The following is a 19,136-nucleotide window of genomic DNA, read 5'->3' as shown; positions in this document are numbered from 1 at the left end:
CCTCCTTCCGGTTGCGCGTCCGGCCGAATGACCGGCGGGCGTGCTCCTGCCCCTCCGAGCCTGTGCACGCGTCGTGACGGGGCCCGCGCCCGCCCCGGGCGAGCGCCCGCGCGCCCGTCGGCTCAGCCGAGGTGCTTCGCCAGGAGGTACTCCGTGACGCCCGGCGGGTAGTCGGGCACCCGGCCGACGATCTCGTAGCCGTGCTTCCGGTAGAAGCCGGGCGCCTGGAAGTCCCACGTCTCCAGCCGGGACCAGGAGCACCCGCGGCCCACGCAGGCCTCGCGCTCGGCTGCGGAGAGGAGCTGGGAGCCCAGGCCCGCGCCGCGGTGCGGAGCGTCGACCCAGAGAAGGTCGACATGGAGCCAGCGCGCCCAGGTGCGGCCCGTCAGACCCGCGGCCAGTTCGCCGGTCGCCTCCTCCACCACCCAGACCTGCAGGGGGACTTCGTCCTTGTGCGGGCTCACCGCCAGGGCCCGCATCACCGGTGAGCGCTGGGAGTTGGCGGCCTCGAGTCTTTCACCGAGCAGGCCGAGGCGTTCCTTGTCGACTTCTGTCTCAAAACGAAACATGCGGCACACCCTAAACACGGCGTCCGGCCAGTTCTGCAAATGCCCTTCCCCTCAGGGCCGCCTTCCGTAGTCTGAAGCACGTGCACCGGTGGGGGCCGGTGCTGATCAGGGGGCGAGACGGTCGGGTACGACGCCCGGGGCGGGGTATCGGTCAATCGCGGCGGCGGCCGTGACGGCCCACCCACTCCTACCGGGCGCCGTGCCCGTCGACGCGTGGCCTCCGCCGGAAAACGCAGCCTGGGGGTGTCTGTGGTTCGTATCCGGGTCCTCGTCGTGGACGACCACCGAATCTTCGCCGAGTCCCTCGCGGCGGCACTCGCCGCCGAGCCGGACGTCGAGGTCGCCGCGGCGGGCAGTGGCCCGGCCGCGCTGCGCTGCCTCGAGCGCGCGGCGGCCGAGGGGCGCAGATTCGACGTGATGCTGGTCGACGCCGATCTGGGGATCGCGAGGGCACCGGGTGGCCCCGTGGTCGCGCGGGCCGTCCCCGACAACGGCGACGGCTTCGTCGACGGGATCTCCCTGGTCGCCGCGGTCCGCACCGCGCGCCCCGCGGTGCGGACGGTCGTGCTCGCCGAGAAGGACGACCCGCGCCGGGCCGCGCTCGCGCTCCAGGCCGGCGCCTCCGGCTGGGTCGCCAAGGACTGCTCCCTGCAGCGGCTGCTCACGGTGATCCGGGGCGTCCTGCGCGATGAGACGCATCTGCCCCCCGCGCTGCTCACCGGCGTGTTGCGGGAGCTCACCGCCGCGCGCAAGCATCGCACCGAGAGCGAGCGGCTCGTGGAGTCGCTCACCCCGCGCGAGCGGGAGGTCCTGCGGTGCATGGTGGCCGGACTGGGCCGCAAGGCGGTCGCGGAGCGGCTGTTCCTCTCCCCGCACACCGTGCGCACCCATATGCAGAACGTCCTGGGCAAGCTCGGAGTCCACTCGACCCTCGCCGCGGTGGCGCTGGCCCGCCGGGCCGGGGTCGGCCCCGCGGAACTCGCGCCCTCAGCCGGGGATGTTGTCGAACGGGGCGGTCAACTGGCGTAGCAGACCGGCGAGTTCACCGCGCTCCGCACGGGACAGCTCCGCCAGGATCGCGCGTTCCTGGGCGAGCAGTCCGGCGAGCGCCTGATCGGCGCGGTCCCGCCCCTCGGCGGTGAGCCGCACCAGCACACCACGACGGTCGCTGGGGTCGGGAAGCCGCTCGACCAGGCCCTTCTTGGCGAGCCGGTCGATGCGGTTGGTCATCGTGCCCGAGGTGACCAGGGTCTGGGTCAGCAGCTGGCCCGGGGAGAGCTGGTAGGGCGCCCCCGCGCGCCGCAGCGACGTCAGGACGTCGAACTCCCAGGGCTCCAGATTGTGCTCGGCGAAGGCGATCCTGCGCGCGCGGTCGAGATGGCGCGCGAGTCTGGAGACGCGGCTGAGCACCTCGAGCGGTTCCACGTCGAGGTCGGGGCGCTCGCGGCGCCAGGCAGCGACCAGTCGGTCGACCTCGTCCTCCATGACGATCAGTGTAAAGGGTCTGTCGACATGAAGTCTCTTGACGTCAAGATATGTTTGGATGGACTATTGGGCATGGTCGGGCCGGAGCCTCTGTTCCGGTTCCGATGAACGTTCCTGCAAGGGGGATCGAACATGTATTCCGTTCCAACCTGGGATCCACAGCAGTATCTCCGCCACTCAGGCCATCGAACCCGCCCGTTCCTCGATCTGCTCGGCCGCATATCCGAACTGCCCCAAGGAAACCGCCCGCCCCGCATCGCCGACCTCGGCTGCGGCCCCGGCAACGTCACCGTGCTCCTCGCCGACCGGTGGCCGGACGCACGGATCACCGGATTCGACCTCTCACCCGAGATGCTCGCCCGCGCCGAGAAGGAGTACGCGGGTACCACCAGCGGCGGCGGCTGGATCGACTTCCGCCCTGCCGACGCCGCCCACTGGACCCCCGACGAGCCCTACGACCTCATCGTCTCCAACGCCGCGCTCCAGTGGGTGCCCAATCACCCCGAGTCCTTCGCCACCTGGGTCGACGGCCTCACACCCGGCGGCACCTTCGCCTTCCAGGTGCCGGGCAACTTCACCTCGCCCAGCCACGCGCTGCTCGGCGAGCTCTGCGACACCCCGCAGTGGCGCGACCGCCTCGCCGACCAGGGGCGCCGCTTCGTCCACGTACTGGACCCGGCCGACTACCTCCTCCGGCTCGCCGACCTCGGCTGCGCCGCCGACACCTGGGAGACGACCTACCTCCAGCTGCTCACCGGCGAGGACCCCGTGCTGGACTGGGTGAAGGGCACCGCGCTGCGCCCGGTCCTCACCGCGCTCGACGGGGACGAGGAGGCCACCGACGAGTTCCTCTCCCAGTACCGCGATCTGCTCCGCAAGGCCTATCCGTCCGGGCCGCACGGAACGGTCTTCCCGTTCCGCCGCATCTTCGCCGTGGCCCGCAAACCGCTGTAGGCCCGTCGTGAGAGGAAGCGTCCCTGTGCTGACCGCTCTGGACCACGTCCAGCTCGCCGTGCCCGCGGGCTCCGAGGAAGCCCTGCGGGCGTACTACGGCGGCGCTCTGGGGATGACCGAGATCGCCAAGCCGCCGTCGCTCGCCGTCCGCGGCGGCTGCTGGTTCCGGACCGGCGACGTCCAGCTGCACCTCGGCGTCGACCCCGGATTCCGGCCCGCGCGCAAGGCCCATCCGGGGCTGCGGGTGACCGCTATCGAGACGTTCGCCGAGCGCCTGCTCGCCCATGGCGCCGAGGTCGTCTGGGACGAGGAGCTGCCGGGCCACCGCCGCTTCTTCTCGAAGGACCCGGTGGGCAACCGGCTGGAGTTCCTGGAACCGGTGGAGTGACCCGCTCGGCCGTCCGGCCGGCGTCCCTCCCGCGACGAGCGGGGAACCGGACGCCGGCCGGACGCGGTGCCTGCTCGGGGACCGGCGCGGTGCGGGAGCATGGATCGGCGCGGCATCCGCTCGGGGATCGGCGCGGCGCGTGTGCGTCGTGCCGCACGCCCCCGCGCATGTCCCCGCCCCGCCCCGGCCCGCCGCGCGCAGCAGCCGCTCAGCTCTTGCGGTGTCCTATCAGCCGCGGCTTCTGCTCCAGCCCGTCCAGCCCGTGCCAGGCCAGGTTCACCAGGTGCGCCGCGACCTCCGCCTTCTTCGGCTTGCGGACGTCCAGCCACCACTGACCCGTCAACGCCACCATCCCCACCAGCGCCTGCGCGTACAGCGGCGCCAGCTTCGGGTCGAAGCCGCGGGCCTTGAACTCAAGGCCCAGGATGTCCTCGACCTGCGTGGCGATGTCGCTGATCAGCGACGCGAACGTACCCGTGGACTGGGCGACCGGCGAATCACGGACCAGGATGCGGAAACCGTCCGTGTAGGTCTCGATGTAGTCCAGCAGCGCGAACGCCGCCTGCTCCAGCAGCTCCCTCGGATGTCCCGCGGTCAGCGCCCCGGTCACCATGTCCAGCAACTGGCGCATCTCCCGGTCGACCACGACGGCGTACAGCCCCTCCTTGCCGCCGAAGTGCTCGTACACCACCGGCTTGGAGACCCCGGCCTTCGCCGCGATCTCCTCCACCGATGTGCCCTCGAAGCCCTTCGCCGCGAAAAGCGTGCGACCGATGTCGAGCAGCTGCTGGCGGCGCTCCGCCCCGGTCATCCGGACCCTGCGCCCACGCCGGGGCTTCTCACTGCTGCTGGTGCTGCTGCCGTCGATCGCCACGCCCTCAATCATGCCGCCTCCGCGGCTTCCTTCCGGCGCCGGGCGGCAATCCGGTCCGCACTCGGCCAGCGCACGTCGTACGCCCAGCCCGCCTTCTCGAACCAGCGGATCAGCCGGGCGCTGGAGTCGATCTGCCCGCGCTCGACGCCGTGCCGGGCGCTCGTCGGGTCGGCGTGGTGCAGGTTGTGCCAGGACTCACCGCACGACAGCACAGCGAGCCACCACACGTTGCCCGAACGGTCGCGCGACTTGAACGGGCGCTTGCCGACCGCGTGGCAGATCGAGTTGATCGACCACGTCACGTGGTGCAGCAGTGCGACCCGGACCAGCGAGCCCCAGAAGAACGCGGTGAACGCGCCCCACCACGACATCGTCACCAGACCGCCGACCAGCGGGGGGATCGCCAGGGACACGATCGTCCAGATCGCGAACTGTCGCGAGACGGCCCGGAGCGCCGGGTCCTTGATCAGGTCGGGCGCGTACTTGTGCTGCGGCGTCTGCTCCTCGTCGAACATCCAGCCGATGTGTGCCCACCACAGGCCCTTCATCAGAGCCGGGACGGTCTCGCCGAAACGCCACGGCGAGTGCGGGTCCCCTTCGGCGTCGGAGAACCTGTGGTGCCTGCGGTGGTCGGCCACCCAGCGCACCAGGGGGCCTTCCACGGCCAGCGACCCCATGATCGCCAGCGCGATCCGCAGCGGCCGCTTGGCCTTGAAGGAGCCGTGGGTGAAGTAGCGGTGGAAGCCGATCGTGATGCCGTGGCAGCCGATGAAGTACATCGCCACCAGCAGGCCGAGGTCGAGCCAGCTCACACCCCAGCCCCACGCCAGCGGGATCGCCGCCAGGAGCGCGAGGAAGGGCACCGTGATGAACATCAGCAGGGCGATCTGCTCGATCGAACGCTTGCTGTCGCCGCCCAGTGTGGCGGAGGGAAGATCTGGCGCGGACGACTTCCGGGCGTCGTCGATCACATCGGGACTCGTGGTCATGGGATGTCCCCTGGGGGGTGAGGGTGCGGCTGAACCATCCGGCTACGGAACCGTAACCTACGGGGTCGTAAGTATGGCAGCGCGAAGCCTCGCGGCAAGAGGGCGGTGAACAACGCCGAGTGAACGGACACCTATCCTTGGAGTCGTCGGACAGCGTGGTCCGCAAAGCCTCCGGAAAACCTCCAGACGTGCTCAAACACTGCAAGGAGCCGCACCTGTGAGCAGTGCCGACCAGACCACATCCGCCAGCGCGGAGCTGCGTTCCGACATCCGCCGACTGGGCGATCTGCTGGGCGAGACCCTCGTACGGCAGGAAGGCCCCGAACTCCTCGACCTCGTCGAACGCGTACGCGCCCTCACCCGGTCCGACGGCGACGCCGCCGCGGAGCTGCTCGGGGACACCGACCTGGAAACCGCCGCGAAGCTGGTGCGTGCGTTCTCCACGTACTTCCATCTTGCCAACGTCACCGAGCAGGTGCACCGCGGCCGGGAGATGCGCGAGCGCCGGGCCGCCGAGGGCGGGCTGCTCTCCCGGACCGCCGACATGCTCAAGGAGGCGGACCCCGAGCACCTGCGCGAGACCGTGCGCAACCTCAACGTGCGGCCGGTCTTCACCGCGCACCCCACCGAGGCGGCCCGCCGGTCCGTGCTGAACAAGCTCCGGCGCATCGCCGAGCTGCTGGAAACCCCGGTCAACCCCGCCGACCGCCGCCGGCACGACCTGCGGCTCGCCGAGAGCATCGACCTGATCTGGCAGACCGACGAGCTCCGGGTCGTGCGCCCCGAGCCCGCCGACGAGGCCCGCAACGCCATCTACTACCTCGACGAGCTCCACGCGGGTGCCGTCGGGGACGTCCTGGAGGACCTCGCCGCCGAGCTGGAGCGGGCCGGCGTCGAGCTCCCGCCCGGTACCCGGCCCCTCACCTTCGGCACCTGGATCGGCGGCGACCGAGACGGCAACCCCAACGTCACCCCCGAGGTGACCCGCGAGGTCCTGATCCTCCAGCACGAGCACGGCATCACCGACGCCCTCGAAGCCGTCGACTCGCTGCGCGCGCTGCTGTCCAACTCGATTCGCTACGCCGGCGCCACCGAGGAACTGCTGGAATCCCTCCAGTCCGACCTGGAGCGCCTGCCGGAGATCAGCCCCCGCTACAAGCGGCTCAACGCCGAGGAGCCCTACCGGCTCAAGGCCACCTGCATCCGCCAGAAGCTCGTCAACACCCGGGAGCGGCTCGCCAAGGGCACCCCCCACGAGAAGGGCCGCGACTACCTGGGCACCGCCGAGCTGCTCCAGGACCTCACCCTCATCCAGACGTCGCTGCGCGAGCACCGCGGCGGGCTCTTCGCGGACGGCCGCCTCGACCGCACCATCCGCACCCTCGCGGCCTTCGGGCTCCAGCTCGCCACCATGGACGTGCGCGAGCACGCCGACGCGCACCACCACGCCCTCGGCCAGCTCTTCGACCGGCTCGGCGAGGAGACCTGGCGCTACGCCGACATGCCCCGCGAGTACCGGCAGAAGCTGCTCGCCAAGGAGCTCCGCTCCCGGAGGCCGCTCGCCCCGACCCCGGCCCCGCTCGACGCCGCGGGCGCCAAGACCCTCGGTGTCTTCCACACGGTCAAGGAAGCCTTCGAACGCTTCGGACCCGAGGTCATCGAGTCCTACATCATCTCGATGTGCCAGGGCGCGGACGACGTCTTCGCGGCGGCGGTGCTGGCCCGCGAGGCCGGACTGGTCGACCTGCACGCCGGGTGGGCCAGGATCGGCATCGTGCCGCTGCTGGAGACCACCGACGAACTCAGGGCGGCCGACGTCATCCTCGACGAGATGCTCGCCGACCCCTCCTACCGCCGGCTCGTCGCCCTGCGCGGCGACGTCCAGGAGGTCATGCTCGGCTACTCGGACTCCTCCAAGTTCGGCGGCATCACCACCTCTCAGTGGGAGATCCACCGTGCCCAGCGCAGGCTGCGGGACGTCGCCCACCGCTACGGGGTCAGGCTCAGGCTGTTCCACGGCCGGGGCGGCACCGTCGGCCGCGGCGGCGGCCCCACCCACGAGGCCATCCTGGCCCAGCCCTGGGGCACGCTCGAGGGCGAGATCAAGGTGACGGAGCAGGGCGAGGTCATCTCGGACAAGTACCTCATCCCCTCCCTGGCCAGGGAGAACTTGGAGCTCACGGTCGCCGCGACCCTCCAGGCGTCCGCTCTGCACACCGCGCCCCGGCAGAGCGACGAGTCGCTCGCCCGCTGGGACACCGCGATGGACACCGTCTCCGACGCCGCCCACGCCGCCTACCGCAAGCTGGTCGAGGACCCGGACCTGCCAGCGTACTTCTTCGCGTCCACCCCCGTCGACCAGCTCGCCGAGCTGCACCTGGGCTCCCGGCCCTCCCGCCGCCCCGACAGCGGCGCCGGCCTGGACGGTCTGCGGGCCATCCCGTGGGTGTTCGGCTGGACCCAGTCGCGGCAGATCGTGCCCGGCTGGTTCGGCGTCGGTTCCGGACTGCGGGCCCTGCGCGAGGCCGGCCAGGACTCCGTCCTGGGGGAGATGTACGAGAAGTGGCACTTCTTCCGTAACTTCATCTCCAACGTCGAGATGACCCTCGCCAAGACCGATCTGCGGATCGCCCGCCACTACGTGGACACCCTCGTACCGGACGACCTCAAGCACGTGTTCGCCGGCATCGAGACCGAACACGAGCTGACGGTTCGTGAGGTGCTGCGCGTCACCGGCGGCGAGCAGCTGCTCGACTCCAATCCCGGACTCCAGCAGACCTTCGGGATCCGGGACGCCTATCTCGACCCGATCTCCTACCTCCAGGTCTCGCTGCTCGCCCGGCAGCGCGCCGCCGCCGAACGCGGCGAGCCGGCGGACCCGCTGCTGTCGCGGGCGCTGCTGCTGACGGTCAACGGCGTCGCGGCCGGACTGCGCAACACGGGCTGACGCCGCGCCCCGCCCCGACGGCAGGGGGCCCGGGAACCCTCCCGGGCCCCCTGCCCGTTCTCGGGAACCGCTGTCCCGGGCGGGCCGGGACACTGGGCCGGGTTGCTCGGTCGCGCCGCCGGGCCGGGCTGCCGTACCAGGCCGTCGCGCCGCTGCTTCGGGCTGCCGGGTCGTGCTGCTCAGAGCGCGAGGAACGCGCCCACCAGCAACACCCCGCCCGCGGCGGCCGTCCCCCACGCCGCCCGGGGCATCCGCAGACCGCCGCCGATCACACAGGCGGCGAGCAGCAGCGCGCCGCCCAGGGGCAGCCACGCGTGCAGCACGCCGGGCCAGCCGGTGCGCACGACCTCGTCCGTGCCCGGCTTCACCACCACGGCGAGCTCCGCGCCCTCGGCCACCGCCACCGACCGCTCGATGACCATGCCCGACCGCGCGCCGCCCGGCCCGTCGGGGTCGTACGGGCCCGTGCACGTCTTCTCGCCGCAGTCGGCGACGGTGAGCGTTCCGTGCTCACGGCCCTTGGACAGCAGCACGTGCTGGGCCGTGCCCCAGGACGACCAGAAGCCGGCGACGAGCAGCAGCAGCACCACCGCGGCCATGGACGCACGGCGGCCGTGGTCGAGCATCCGGCCGGAGGAGTTCCGCTTCATGGGGCGCGATCCTTCGGCACCCGACCGCGCTCGGTCAACTCATGGCCAGCGCTATGGGGTGCTTGTCAGGAGTTGTACGCGCTCTGCGCGCGCTCCAGCCCCTCCGTCACCAGACACTCCACCGAATCCGCCCCGCGGTCCACGAAGTAGTCCAGCTCCTTGCGCTCGGCACCGGAGAAGTCCTTCAGTACGAAGTCCGCCACCTGCATCCGCCCCGGCGGACGCCCGATGCCGAACCGCACCCGGTGGTAGTCCGAACCCATCGCCTTCGTCATCGACTTCAGACCGTTGTGCCCGTTGTCACCGCCGCCCAGCTTCAGCCGCAGCACCCCGAAATCGATGTCCAGCTCGTCGTGCACCGCCACCACGTGCGCCGTCGGAACCTTGTAGAAGTCCCGCAACGCCACCACAGGACCACCCGAAAGGTTCATGTACGACATCGGCTTCGCCAGGATCACCCGCCGGCTTCCCGGACCGGCCGGACCGATCCGGCCCTCCACCACCTGCGCCTGCGCCTTGGCCGCCCGCTTGAACTTCCCGCCCATCCGCTCCGCGAGCAGGTCCGCGACCATGAACCCCACGTTGTGGCGGTTCCCCGCGTACCCCGGCCCCGGATTGCCCAGCCCCACCACCAGCCAGGGCGCGCCGGCGTCGACCGTCGTCATGAACGTCTCCTCGAGTCCGCAAACGAGTCCGAAAAACAGAGAACGGGGTGGCGGGCCGCGCGGCCCGCCACCCCGTCAAGCAGAGCGTACGGCTCAGGCCTCGGCGCCCTCGGCGGCCACGGCCTCGCCCTCCTCGCCCTCCTCGGCCTCGCCGGCCGGCTCCTCGGCCTGCGCGGCCAGGACCTGCAGCACGACGGCGTCCTCGTCCACGGCCAGGGAGACGCCCTTCGGCAGCTCGATGTCCTTGGCGTGGACGGAGGCACCGGCCTCCAGGCCCTCGACGGACACCGCGAAGGACTCGGGGATGTGGGTGGCCTCGGCCTCGACCGGCAGCGCGTTCAGCACGTGCTCCAGCAGGTTGCCGCCGGGGGCCAGCTCGCCCTCGGCCTGCACCGGAACCTCGACCGTGACCTTCTCGCCGCGCTTCACCAGCAGCAGGTCCACGTGCTCCAGGAAGCCCTTCAGCGGGTCGCGCTGCGCCGCCTTCGGGATGGCCAGCTCCTTCTTGCCCTCGATGTCCAGCGCGAGCAGGACGTTCGGGGTACGCAGCGCCAGCAGCAGGTCGTGGCCCGGCAGCGTCACGTGGACCGGGTCCGAGCCGTGACCGTAGAGAACGCCGGGAACCTTGTTGTCGCGACGGATGCGCCGGGCGGCGCCCTTGCCGAACTCGCTGCGGAGCTCCGCGGAAATCTTCACCTCGGACATGTGCACTCCTCGTATGCGGTGACGAACATGAACAGTCACCCGGCCACGACTGGCCTGCTACGAAGAGCGCGTCGATAACGGACCGCCGTACCGAAACGGGTACGGCCTCCCTCGCCGAGCAACCCGATGAGTCTACCCGCAGGGAGGCCGCAGCCTAAATCGATCTCCGATCGCGCGGTCCTGCCGCCCGTCGGCTACTGCTCCTCGAACAGGCTCGTCACCGAGCCGTCCTCGAAGACCTCACGCACCGCACGCGCGATCGTCGGCGCGATCGACAGGACCGTGATCTTGTCCAGCTCCAGATTGCCCGGGTCCGGCAGCGTGTTCGTGAACACGAACTCGCTCACCTTCGAGTTCTTCAGCCGGTCCGCGGCGGGACCCGACAGCACACCGTGCGTGGCCGTCACGATGACGTCCTCCGCACCGTGCGCGAACAGCGCCTCCGCGGCCGCGCAGATCGTGCCGCCGGTGTCGATCATGTCGTCGACCAGGACGCAGACCCGGCCCTCGACGTTGCCCACGACCTCGTGGACCGTCACCTGGTTCGCCACGTCCTTGTCGCGGCGCTTGTGGACGATCGCCAGCGGCGCGTCCAGACGGTCGCACCAGCGGTCCGCCACTCGCACCCGGCCGGCGTCCGGGGACACCACCGTCAGCTTCGAGCGGTCGACCTTCGCACCGACGTAGTCGGCCAGCAGCGGCAGTGCGAACAGGTGATCCACCGGACCGTCGAAGAAGCCCTGGATCTGGTCCGTGTGCAGATCCACCGTGAGGATCCGGTCCGCACCGGCCGTCTTCATCAGATCCGCCACCAGGCGCGCCGAGATCGGCTCACGGCCGCGGTGCTTCTTGTCCTGACGGGCGTAACCGTAGAACGGCAGGATCACCGTGATGCTCCGCGCGGAGGCCCGCTTCAGAGCATCGATCATGATCAGCTGCTCCATGATCCACTTGTTGATGGGAGCCGTGTGGCTCTGCATCAGGAAGCAGTCCGCGCCACGCGCCGACTCCTGGAAACGGACGTAGATCTCACCATTGGCGAAATCGAAGGCTTTCGTCGGCACGATGCCGACACCCAGCTGATGGGCGACCTCCTCGGCCAGCTCGGGGTGGGCGCGGCCGGAGAAGAGCATCAGCTTCTTCTCGCCGGTCGTCTTGATCCCGGTCACAGCACTGTCTCCTCAGACGTGTTCTCTGCTGCTGATCCGCCCGTCCCTGGTTGCGGCGAGCCAGCCGAATCGTGTGCAGGTATCACGGTACGCCGAGATTGACGCACCCGTTCCTGGTCAGCCTTCGCGTTCCACGGCCTCGCCCGCGGCCTGAGCCGCCTGCGCAGCCGCGCTCCCCGGACGCTTCCGCGCCACCCAACCCTCGATATTCCGCTGCTGGCCACGGGCCACGGCCAGCGAACCCGGAGGCACATCCTTCGTGATCACCGAGCCCGCCGCGGTGTACGCGCCGTCCCCGACTGTGACAGGAGCAACAAACATGTTGTCCGACCCCGTCCGGCAGTGAGAGCCGATCGTGGTGTGGTGCTTCGCCTCACCGTCGTAGTTCACGAACACCGAGGCGGCACCGATGTTCGTGTACTCACCGATCGTCGCGTCACCCACGTACGACAGATGCGGCACCTTCGTGCCCTCGCCGAGCGAGGCGTTCTTCATCTCCACGTACGTACCCGCCTTGGCCTTCGGGCCGAGCTCCGTCCCAGGGCGCAGATACGTGTACGGCCCCACCGACGCCGACTCGCCGATCACCGCGCGGTCCGCCACCGTGTTGTCCACCCGCGCTCCACGGCCCACCACCGTGTCCCGCAGCCGCGTGTTCGGACCCACCTCGGCGTCCTCCGCCACATGCGTCGCACCCAGCAACTGCGTACCCGGGTGAACCACCGCGTCCCGCTCGAACGTCACCGTCACGTCCACCAGCACCGACGCCGGATCCACCACCGTCACGCCGGCCGTCATCGCCCGCTCCAGCAGCCGCTGGTTCAGCAGCCGGCGCGCCTCCGCGAGCTGCACCCGGTTGTTGATCCCCAGGATCTCCCGGTGATCCCCGGCCACCGACGCACCCACCCGGTGCCCCGCCTCGCGCAGGATCCCGAGCACGTCCGTCAGGTACTCCTCGCCCTGGCTGTTGTCCGTACGCACCTTGCCCAGCGCATCCGCCAGCAGTCGGCCGTCGAACGCGAAGACACCCGAGTTGATCTCCTTGATCGCCCGCTCGACCTCGGAGGCGTCCTTGTGCTCCACGATCGCGGTCACCGCACCCGTGGCGGCGTCCCGCACGATCCGGCCGTACCCCGTCGAGTCCGGGACCTCCGCCGTCAGCACCGTCACGGCGTTGCCGTCGGCCGCATGCGTCGCGGCGAGCGCCGACAGCGTCTCGCCGGAAAGAAGGGGAGTGTCACCGCACACGACCACGACCGTGCCGTCCGGGGCCTGGCCCAGCTCCTCCAGAGCCATCCGCACGGCGTGGCCCGTGCCGTTCTGCTCCGCCTGGAACGCCGTGCGCGTCCCCTCGTAGTGCGCCGCGAGATGTTCCCTGACGTGTTCGCTCGCATGTCCCACGACCACGACGAGCTGCTCGGGCTCGAGCTCACGGGCGGCGGACACGACGTGCCCGACGAGCGAGCGCCCGGCGATCTCGTGCAGGACCTTGGGGGTCTTCGACTTCATGCGGGTGCCCTCACCCGCTGCAAGGACGACGACGGCGGCCGGGCGGTTGGCGCTCACGGGAATGCCCTTCGGCTTCGGGTGGTGGACACCCGAAGGATACCGGGGGCATACAGGCGTGAAATAAGTGCGGGCCTGACTGTGAGGTCAGGCCCCGCACTTAGCGCGTTTGCTCCCGGGGGAGGACTCGAACCCCCATGATCAGAACCAAAATCTGACGTCTTGCCCTTAGACGACCCGGGATTGCCGCTATGTCCGACTTGCTGGATCGGTTGCGGACGCAGCCCCTACTATGCCGTACCGTCGGCCTTCGATGCGACGGTACTGCTCGGCGCTCTGCCGGACCTGGATGACGAGGCAACCCCGGTGGTGCGTGCACACGTTCTTGCGGACGGTCTTCGGGTCGTGCCGCTTGAGCGCGGTCTTGCCGAACGTTGCGACGTCCGCCCCGACGAGGTCGGCCCAGTACCGCTCTGCGGTGTGCGCCTCGGTCGGCTCGTGGATCATCACGTGAAACCTCGGGCGAGTCCTCTCGACGCCGACCGGGTCGAGCCGTGCGAAGCGCGTTCACCTGCCTGCGGAGGCCTTCGAAGCCGGCGTACGGACCGGTTGAGGAGGTCATGTGCCCAGGCTCGTCCGGAATGCGAGCATCCGGGTCGAGGATGTGGTTGATTCACCTGTTCGAGTGGTCGTCGCGGTTGTGACCTTGTTCGATCACGTTCCGTGCTGTGGAAGCCGCCGGAAAATCGCTCGACCGCTTTCGTAGTCTGGGAGACATGACCACAACGGGGGCACACCAGGACTCTGCGGACGACGCGTCGCCGCGGAGCTTGCTGTGGTGGGGGCGGCGGCGGAGTGCGGTGCTGGACGTGGGGCTCGGCCTCGTGTCCGCGGCGGAGTGCGCGCTTGAGGGGGTGCGGTTCTCGGAGACGGCCGCGCTGCCCGTTCCGGTGGGGGTGGTCTTCGGGCTGCTCGCCGGGGCGGTGCTGGTGTTGCGCCGGCGCTGGCCGGTCGCCGTGGTGCTGGTGTCGATCGCGATCACGCCGGCCGAGATGGGCTTCCTGATGGGGATCGTCGGGCTGTACACGCTCGCCGCCTCGGAGGCACCGCGGCGGGTGATCGCGGCGCTGGCGGGGATGTCGTTGCTGGGGACGCTGATCGTCACGTTCGTCAGGACGCGTCAGGACGTGGCGACGGCCGATTTCGATCCTGGTCCCTGGTACGTGCCGGTGGTGTCGGTCGTGATGTCGATCGGACTGACCGCTCCGCCGCTGCTGCTGGGGCTGTACGTGGGGGCGCGGCGGCGGTTGATGGAGAGCCTGCGGGAGCGTGCGGTCAGTCTGGAGCAGGAGTTGTCCCTGCTGGCCGACCGAGCGGAGCAGCAGGCGCAGTGGGCGCGTACGGAGGAGCGGACGCGGATCGCGCGGGAGATGCACGACGTGGTGGCGCACCGGGTGAGTCTCATGGTGGTGCATGCGGCGGCGTTGCAGGCGGTGGCGTTGAAGGATCCGCAGAAGGCGGTGAAGAACGCGGCCCTGGTGGGGGACATGGGCCGGCAGGCGTTGACGGAGTTGCGCGAGATGCTGGGCGTGCTGCGGTCGGGCGAGGAGGTCGCGGCGCGGGCGGCGGCCGAGCCGGTGCCGTTGGCGGCGGTGGGGGCGGCGGCCGCGGCCGCCGCTGAGGCCGCTGAGGCCGCTGAGGCCGCGGTGACGGCCGAGGGGCCGTCGTTGGCGGATATCGGCTCGCTGGTCGAGCAGTCGCGGCTGGCCGGAATGGTGGTCGAACTCTCGGTGCAGGGCGAGTCGCGCGGGTACCGGCCGGAGGTGGAGCAGACGGCGTTCCGGGTGGTGCAGGAGGCGTTGACGAACGTGCACAAGCACGCGGCGGGTGCGAAGGCGTGGGTGCGGGTCGCCCACCGTGATGCGGAGATCGCGATGCAGGTCGAGAACGGTCCGTCGGAGCGGGGTGCGGCGGACGCGGATCTGCCGAGCGGGGGCAACGGCCTGGTGGGTATGCGGGAGCGGGTGTCGGCGCTGGGCGGTGTGTTCGTGTCGGGGCCGACGGACGGGGGCGGTTTCCGGGTGTCGGCGGTACTGCCGATGGAGTCGTCGGTGGTGTGAGCGTCCGCGGGGCGCTCTTCGGCTTCACGGGCGGTGGTGGCCCGGTGTTCCGGGCTTCCGTGGCGGTCCGGTGTGCCCGGGAGAAGGGGCCGGCCGGTCAGGCGCTCTGCTGGGCCGGTGCGCCGGTGTTCCGTGCCGTGGTGGTCCGGCGGGAGTGGTCGCCCTCGCCGGACCTCGGTGTTGTACTCCGCTCTCCGCCGCGGTGCCCTGTGCTTGCGCTGCCCTCATGTTTGCGCTGCCCCGGGGTTGTGGTGCCCCAGGGGGTTGCGGAGCCCCGTGTCGCGGGGGCGGGTCTCAGGACGTGGTGAGGCGGGCGGGCTGGTTGCCGTTGACGAGTGTGACGAACGCCTGGTCGAGGTCGGGGCCGAGGTACCAGTCGCCGGTGTGGTCGACGCTGTACACCCGCCCTTCGGTGTCGATGGCGAGGACGGCCTGAGCGTCGCCCTCTTCTCCGAGGGGCGCGATCTCGGTGTCGAGGGCGCGGCCGAGGTCGCTGAGGGTACGGGCGAGGTGGAGTCCGGCGAGGGGGTCGATGCGGAGGGCCGTCGGTGCGGTCTGGCGGCCGGGTCCGGGCGGGGTGATGCGGAGGGAGCCGAACTCGGCCCAGGCCTCGACGGCCGCGGGGAAGACGGTGTGCCGGTGGCCGCCGGGGGAGACGTGGGCGCGCAGGGTGTCGGCCCAGTGTTCGGCGAGTTTGATGTCCCAGCGGCCGGGTTGCCATCCCGCGTCGCGCAGGGCTGCGTCGACGGCGACGGGGAAGCGGGTGGTGCTGAGGGGGTGGTCGGGCATGTGTGTGCGTTCAGCCGTTCTCGTTCTGGGTGGGGTCGACGGTGCGTACGCCGAAGTGGGCGAGCATCGCCGTGCAGGAGCGGCAGGGGGCGGCGTAGCTGCCGTGGAGGGGGTCGCCGTCCTCGCGGATGCGCCGGGTGGTGAGTTTGGCGTGCTTGAGGGAGCGCCGGGCTTCGCCGGGGGTGAGGGGTTTGCGCTGGGCGCGTTTGGAGCGTGCCGCGTCGGTGGCGCCGATGTGGCGGGAGAGCAGGATGGCTTCGGGACACCGTCCGGTGAAGCGTTCGCGCTGGCCGCTGGTGAGGGTGTCGAGGAAGTCCTGGACGAGCGGGTGGAGAGTGGGGGCCTGGTCGCCCTTGGCCGCGGTGCAGGTGAAGGTCGCGCCGCGGACGGAGAGCGCGGCGGCGACGGTGGGCAGGATTCCGTCGCGGCGGAAGCGGAGTACGGGCGGGCGTGCTGCGGCCTCCGCGGTGCTCCAGTTGAGCCTGGGATCGCCTGTCGTGGCTGATGGCGACGGTTGCGGTGCCGTGTGCATGGTGCTGTTGTCCCTCCCTGCAATCCCCCGAGTTGCGGGGACAGCCTGCCAAATGGGGCGGGTGGTGCGGAAGCGGGGTGGGTGAAACGTGCGGCCGTGTCGTTCCGTCTTGGGCTGAGGGTCACACGGGCGTGACGGTTCGTTACGGGAGCGGAGGGGCGATGGCCGTTGTCACCCCACCGCTTAGGCTGTGGTGAACCAGCCGGACGCAGCAGGGGGCATACCGCCATGACGACAGGTCGGATCGGGCTGGGGGCACCTCCCGGCCCCCGGGGCCGGGAGATCGCAGTGCCGCCGAACGCGGCCTACGCCGGGCAGGTCGTTCACTTCCCGGATCCGGTGAGGGCTGCTCGGCATCCTATGGGTGTCCGGGTGGATGAGCGTGGTTTTCCGGATTTCTCGCCGTATGCGCGGGCGGCGGCGGAGGTCGCCGAGCCCCCGGAGGGTTTCGGCGTCGACGAACTGCGGTTGACGGACTACGTGTCGGCGAACGCGGCTCTGGCCGCGACGGGCCATGAGCTGTGGGACACGATTCCGCCGGTGGCGACACCGCACGGATGGACGTGGCACCACGTGGCGGGGAGCCGTCGGCTGGAGCTGGTGCCGGTCGAGGTGAAGGCGCTGCTGAGGCATCACGGCGGTGTGGCGACGACCGCGGTGGACCACGGGAAGCGCGGGACGCGTCCGCTGCAGGAGACGCGGCCGGCGCACTTCGGTCTGCCGAAGGGTGCGGTGTCGGTGTCGGAGCAGCAACTGCTCGGTGTGGAGGAGGACTTGGGGTACCGCCTGCCGGGTGCGTACCGCTCGTTCCTGAAGGCGGCCGGTGGGTGCGCGCCGGTGGGCGCGGCGCTCGACGCGGAGCTGGGGCTGCTGGTGGACCAGCCGTTCTTCACGGTGCGTGAGGAGGCGGCGGTCAACGACCTGCTGTACGTGAACAAGTGTCTGCGGGACCATCTGACGAAGGACTATCTGGGCGTCGGTTTCGTCCAGGGCGGGCTGCTGGCGGTCAAGGTCCGAGGTGCGGACGTCGGTTCGGTGTGGTTCTGCGCGTACGACGATGCACGGGACCGGGACGGCTTGACGGTGACGGAGCGGGTGGAGCACCTGCTGCTGCCGTGCGGTGAGGACTTCGACGTGTTCCTGGGACGGCTGGCGGGGAATCCGCCGGAGCTGGAGACCGTGGCGAACCTGATGGTGGACGGCGGCTTCGCTCGTGCCGTCCCGGTGGGGGAGTGAGCTTCTCGATGGTGACGTTCGCGCAGGCGCAGGAGCGCGCGGAGGAGTGGGTCAACGGCGATGTGCCCGCGTACCAGCACCGCGAGGTGCGGGTGCGGGAGTTCGAGCTGGGTTTCGTGGTGTGGGCGGAGGACCGTCCGGAGGGGCCGACGTCGGACGGCGGCCGGCAGCGGATGGTGATCGCCCGGGACAGCGGGGAGGCCACGCTGTGGCCGGGGCTGCCGGTCGGTGAGGTGATCCGCCGCTACGAGGAGGAGTACGGCGTTCCCGGGGCGGGCGCGGCTCCGGCCGCGGCGCCGCCGGAGCGGATCGATCTGAACCAGACGTCGTTCCTGCTGAGTCCGCCGGAATGGCTGCAGGACGCGGCGGACAGGCTGGGCATTCCGGATCAGCGGGGTTCGCGCGGTGGCGCGGGCGCGCCGGCGGCGGGTACGTCCTCGACGGACACCCCGGCGGGTGCCGGCGCCGTGCAGCCGGCGCAGGACGCGGGGCGCCCCCAGGACGGGACCGGTGGCGCCGTCACGAACGGCCGTGGTTCGCACGTGGGCGGGAGTGCGTGGCCGGGTGCGGCGGCTTCCGCGTCTCCGGGGACCTCTGCCGCCGGAGTGGCCGGTGCGGCTGCTCCCGCCGGGTCCGGGCCGGGTGCCGCGGTGCCGCCGGGCGCCACGAGCGGCGGTTCGCACGTGGGCGGGAGTGCGTGGCCGGGTGCGGCGGCTTCCGCGTCTCCGGGGACCTCTGCCGCCGGAGTGGCCGGTGCGGCTGCTCCCGCCGGGTCCGGGCCGGGTGCCGCGGTGCCGCCGGGCGCCACGAGCGGCGGTTCGCACGTGGGCGGGAGTGCGTGGCCGGGTGCGGCGGCGGCTTCCGCCTCGGGTTCGCCGCAGACGCCTGCCGCAGGGGTCGACGGTGCGGCCGCCCCGGGCGAGGGCCGCCCGCGGGGCGGGACCGGTGGGGACGAGCACGAGCCGGCCGCTTCCGACGGGGTGTCGGCGGTGCCCGCGGGGGCGACGCCGTGGGCCGGGACGGACACGAACGCCGGCTCGGAGGACGACGGTTCCGTCGAGCTGCCGGCGACGGTGTTCGCGCCGCCGCTGGCGGGTGCGGACGACGAGGACACCCCGCCGCCCGCGGTGGGCGCGGACGCGCCGACAGCGCTCATGTCGGGCGGGAGCCGGCTGCCGCGTACCGCGGTGTCGCCCGCCCTCGACCCCCAGGACCGTGTTGCCGGCGCGGCCGCCACGCCGCCTCCGGGCACTCCCGCGCCGCATTCGGCGGGGGACATCGCGGACGCCGCGACGAGCAAGGCCACGGTGCCGCCGCGCGGTGCGCGCGTCTCCGGGCCGGTGCCTCCGCCGCCCCCGGGTGCGCCCGGCGTTCCGGGCGGGCGGCCCGGTGCGACGCCGCCTCCGTCGGGGCCCGCTGCGTCGGCGGGCGGTTACGTGCCCACGCAGATGGTTTCCCGGCTCGGCCCGGACGGACCGCAGCCGCCGGACGCGGGTCCGGCCGGTGCGGGTGTTCCGCAGCCTCCTGGTCCGCCGGGGGTTCCCGGTACGCCGCCGGG

19 protein-coding genes and 1 tRNA gene are annotated in these 19,136 nt (G+C 71.3%); 7 read left to right on the top strand and 13 right to left on the bottom strand.

From position 1 onward, the window contains the following. Positions 1-122 precede the first annotated feature (122 nt). On the bottom strand, positions 123-569 hold the full coding sequence (locus tag QMZ92_RS21920) for a GNAT family N-acetyltransferase (RefSeq protein ID WP_283299096.1): 447 nt from the start codon (positions 567-569) through the stop codon (positions 123-125). Positions 570-818: 249 nt separating this feature from the next. On the opposite strand from QMZ92_RS21920, the gene QMZ92_RS21915 reads away from it, so the two are divergent. Further along, entirely contained in the window at positions 819-1,598 is a 780-nt protein-coding gene (locus tag QMZ92_RS21915) for a LuxR C-terminal-related transcriptional regulator (protein ID WP_138057661.1), read from the top strand. On the opposite strand, the gene QMZ92_RS21910 is transcribed toward QMZ92_RS21915, so the two are convergent. Beyond that, positions 1,557-2,054 carry a MarR family winged helix-turn-helix transcriptional regulator gene (locus tag QMZ92_RS21910; protein ID WP_283299095.1) on the bottom strand — a complete coding sequence of 166 codons (498 nt, stop codon included), beginning with the start codon at positions 2,052-2,054 and terminating at the stop codon, positions 1,557-1,559. The two genes, QMZ92_RS21915 and QMZ92_RS21910, sit on opposite strands and share 42 nt — an antisense overlap. A 132-nt stretch (positions 2,055-2,186) precedes the next feature. Between QMZ92_RS21910 and QMZ92_RS21905 the strand changes: the two genes are divergently transcribed. Together QMZ92_RS21905 and QMZ92_RS21900 are read left to right on the top strand one after the other, a co-directional pair. Beyond that, positions 2,187-3,008 (top strand): trans-aconitate 2-methyltransferase, encoded by an 822-nt coding sequence (locus QMZ92_RS21905; protein ID WP_283299094.1) that lies wholly within the window; start codon positions 2,187-2,189, stop codon positions 3,006-3,008. A gap of 25 nt (positions 3,009-3,033) precedes the next feature. Next, complete coding sequence (locus QMZ92_RS21900; protein WP_283299093.1) at positions 3,034-3,396, top strand: VOC family protein; 363 nt, start codon at positions 3,034-3,036, stop codon at positions 3,394-3,396. A gap of 208 nt (positions 3,397-3,604) precedes the next feature. Here QMZ92_RS21900 and QMZ92_RS21895 read toward each other — a convergent pair whose 3' ends face one another. After that, on the bottom strand, positions 3,605-4,282 hold the full coding sequence (locus tag QMZ92_RS21895) for a TetR/AcrR family transcriptional regulator (RefSeq protein WP_138054784.1): 678 nt from the start codon (positions 4,280-4,282) through the stop codon (positions 3,605-3,607). After that, positions 4,279-5,259 (bottom strand): acyl-CoA desaturase, encoded by a 981-nt coding sequence (locus QMZ92_RS21890; protein WP_283299092.1) that lies wholly within the window; start codon positions 5,257-5,259, stop codon positions 4,279-4,281. Before QMZ92_RS21890 ends, QMZ92_RS21895 begins: the two co-directional genes overlap by 4 nt. Before the next feature lie 217 nt (positions 5,260-5,476). Between QMZ92_RS21890 and ppc the strand changes: the two genes are divergently transcribed. After that, on the top strand, positions 5,477-8,206 hold the full coding sequence (gene ppc / locus QMZ92_RS21885; RefSeq protein ID WP_283299091.1) for a phosphoenolpyruvate carboxylase: 2,730 nt from the start codon (positions 5,477-5,479) through the stop codon (positions 8,204-8,206). 179 nt (positions 8,207-8,385) lie between these two features. Here the strand turns inward: ppc and QMZ92_RS21880 are convergent, their stop codons facing one another. The 7 genes from QMZ92_RS21880 to QMZ92_RS21850 form a co-directional block, all read right to left on the bottom strand. Beyond that, on the bottom strand, positions 8,386-8,856 hold the full coding sequence (locus QMZ92_RS21880; protein WP_283299090.1) for a hypothetical protein: 471 nt from the start codon (positions 8,854-8,856) through the stop codon (positions 8,386-8,388). 65 nt (positions 8,857-8,921) lie between these two features. Then, positions 8,922-9,521 (bottom strand): aminoacyl-tRNA hydrolase, encoded by a 600-nt coding sequence (gene pth / locus QMZ92_RS21875; protein WP_283299089.1) that lies wholly within the window; start codon positions 9,519-9,521, stop codon positions 8,922-8,924. A 93-nt stretch (positions 9,522-9,614) separates the two neighbouring features. Beyond that, a complete protein-coding gene (locus QMZ92_RS21870) occupies positions 9,615-10,226 on the bottom strand; it encodes a 50S ribosomal protein L25/general stress protein Ctc (RefSeq protein ID WP_283299088.1) in 612 nt (203 codons plus the stop codon). 194 nt (positions 10,227-10,420) lie between these two features. After that, positions 10,421-11,395, bottom strand: coding sequence for a ribose-phosphate diphosphokinase (locus tag QMZ92_RS21865; protein WP_283299087.1), 975 nt, complete (start codon positions 11,393-11,395; stop codon positions 10,421-10,423). 117 nt (positions 11,396-11,512) lie between these two features. Then, the gene (gene glmU, locus QMZ92_RS21860) at positions 11,513-12,961 is read right to left on the bottom strand and encodes a bifunctional UDP-N-acetylglucosamine diphosphorylase/glucosamine-1-phosphate N-acetyltransferase GlmU (protein WP_283299086.1); all 1,449 of its coding nucleotides are present in this window, start codon (positions 12,959-12,961) and stop codon (positions 11,513-11,515) included. Positions 12,962-13,073: 112 nt separating this feature from the next. Next, positions 13,074-13,144: transfer RNA gene (locus tag QMZ92_RS21855), tRNA-Gln, on the bottom strand. 6 nt (positions 13,145-13,150) lie between these two features. Then, positions 13,151-13,408 carry a hypothetical protein gene (locus QMZ92_RS21850; RefSeq protein ID WP_349307747.1) on the bottom strand — a complete coding sequence of 86 codons (258 nt, stop codon included), beginning with the start codon at positions 13,406-13,408 and terminating at the stop codon, positions 13,151-13,153. A 269-nt stretch (positions 13,409-13,677) separates the two neighbouring features. On the opposite strand from QMZ92_RS21850, the gene QMZ92_RS21845 reads away from it, so the two are divergent. Then, positions 13,678-15,021: a sensor histidine kinase gene (locus tag QMZ92_RS21845; RefSeq protein WP_283299085.1), complete on the top strand. Its 1,344-nt coding sequence runs from the start codon at positions 13,678-13,680 to the stop codon at positions 15,019-15,021. Positions 15,022-15,315: 294 nt separating this feature from the next. On the opposite strand, the gene QMZ92_RS21840 is transcribed toward QMZ92_RS21845, so the two are convergent. Then, the gene (locus QMZ92_RS21840) at positions 15,316-15,810 is read right to left on the bottom strand and encodes an SUKH-3 domain-containing protein (protein ID WP_283299084.1); all 495 of its coding nucleotides are present in this window, start codon (positions 15,808-15,810) and stop codon (positions 15,316-15,318) included. Between the two features lie 10 nt (positions 15,811-15,820). Beyond that, positions 15,821-16,342 (bottom strand): YwqJ-related putative deaminase, encoded by a 522-nt coding sequence (locus tag QMZ92_RS21835; RefSeq protein WP_283299082.1) that lies wholly within the window; start codon positions 16,340-16,342, stop codon positions 15,821-15,823. A 228-nt stretch (positions 16,343-16,570) separates the two neighbouring features. Between QMZ92_RS21835 and QMZ92_RS21830 the strand changes: the two genes are divergently transcribed. Together QMZ92_RS21830 and QMZ92_RS21825 are read left to right on the top strand one after the other, a co-directional pair. Then, positions 16,571-17,578 (top strand): SMI1/KNR4 family protein, encoded by a 1,008-nt coding sequence (locus QMZ92_RS21830; RefSeq protein WP_283299081.1) that lies wholly within the window; start codon positions 16,571-16,573, stop codon positions 17,576-17,578. Positions 17,579-17,586: 8 nt separating this feature from the next. Then, a partial coding sequence (locus QMZ92_RS21825; protein WP_502962106.1) for an SUKH-4 family immunity protein occupies positions 17,587-19,136 on the top strand: 1,550 nt, incomplete at its 3' end.

Origin of the sequence: Streptomyces sp. HNM0645 (genome assembly GCF_030056615.1) — a bacterium.
Taxonomy (GTDB): Bacteria; Actinomycetota; Actinomycetes; order Streptomycetales; family Streptomycetaceae; genus Streptomyces; species Streptomyces marianii.
The sequence above is the reverse complement of the archived record's forward strand: the minus strand, read 5'-3'. Positions and strand labels throughout refer to the sequence as shown.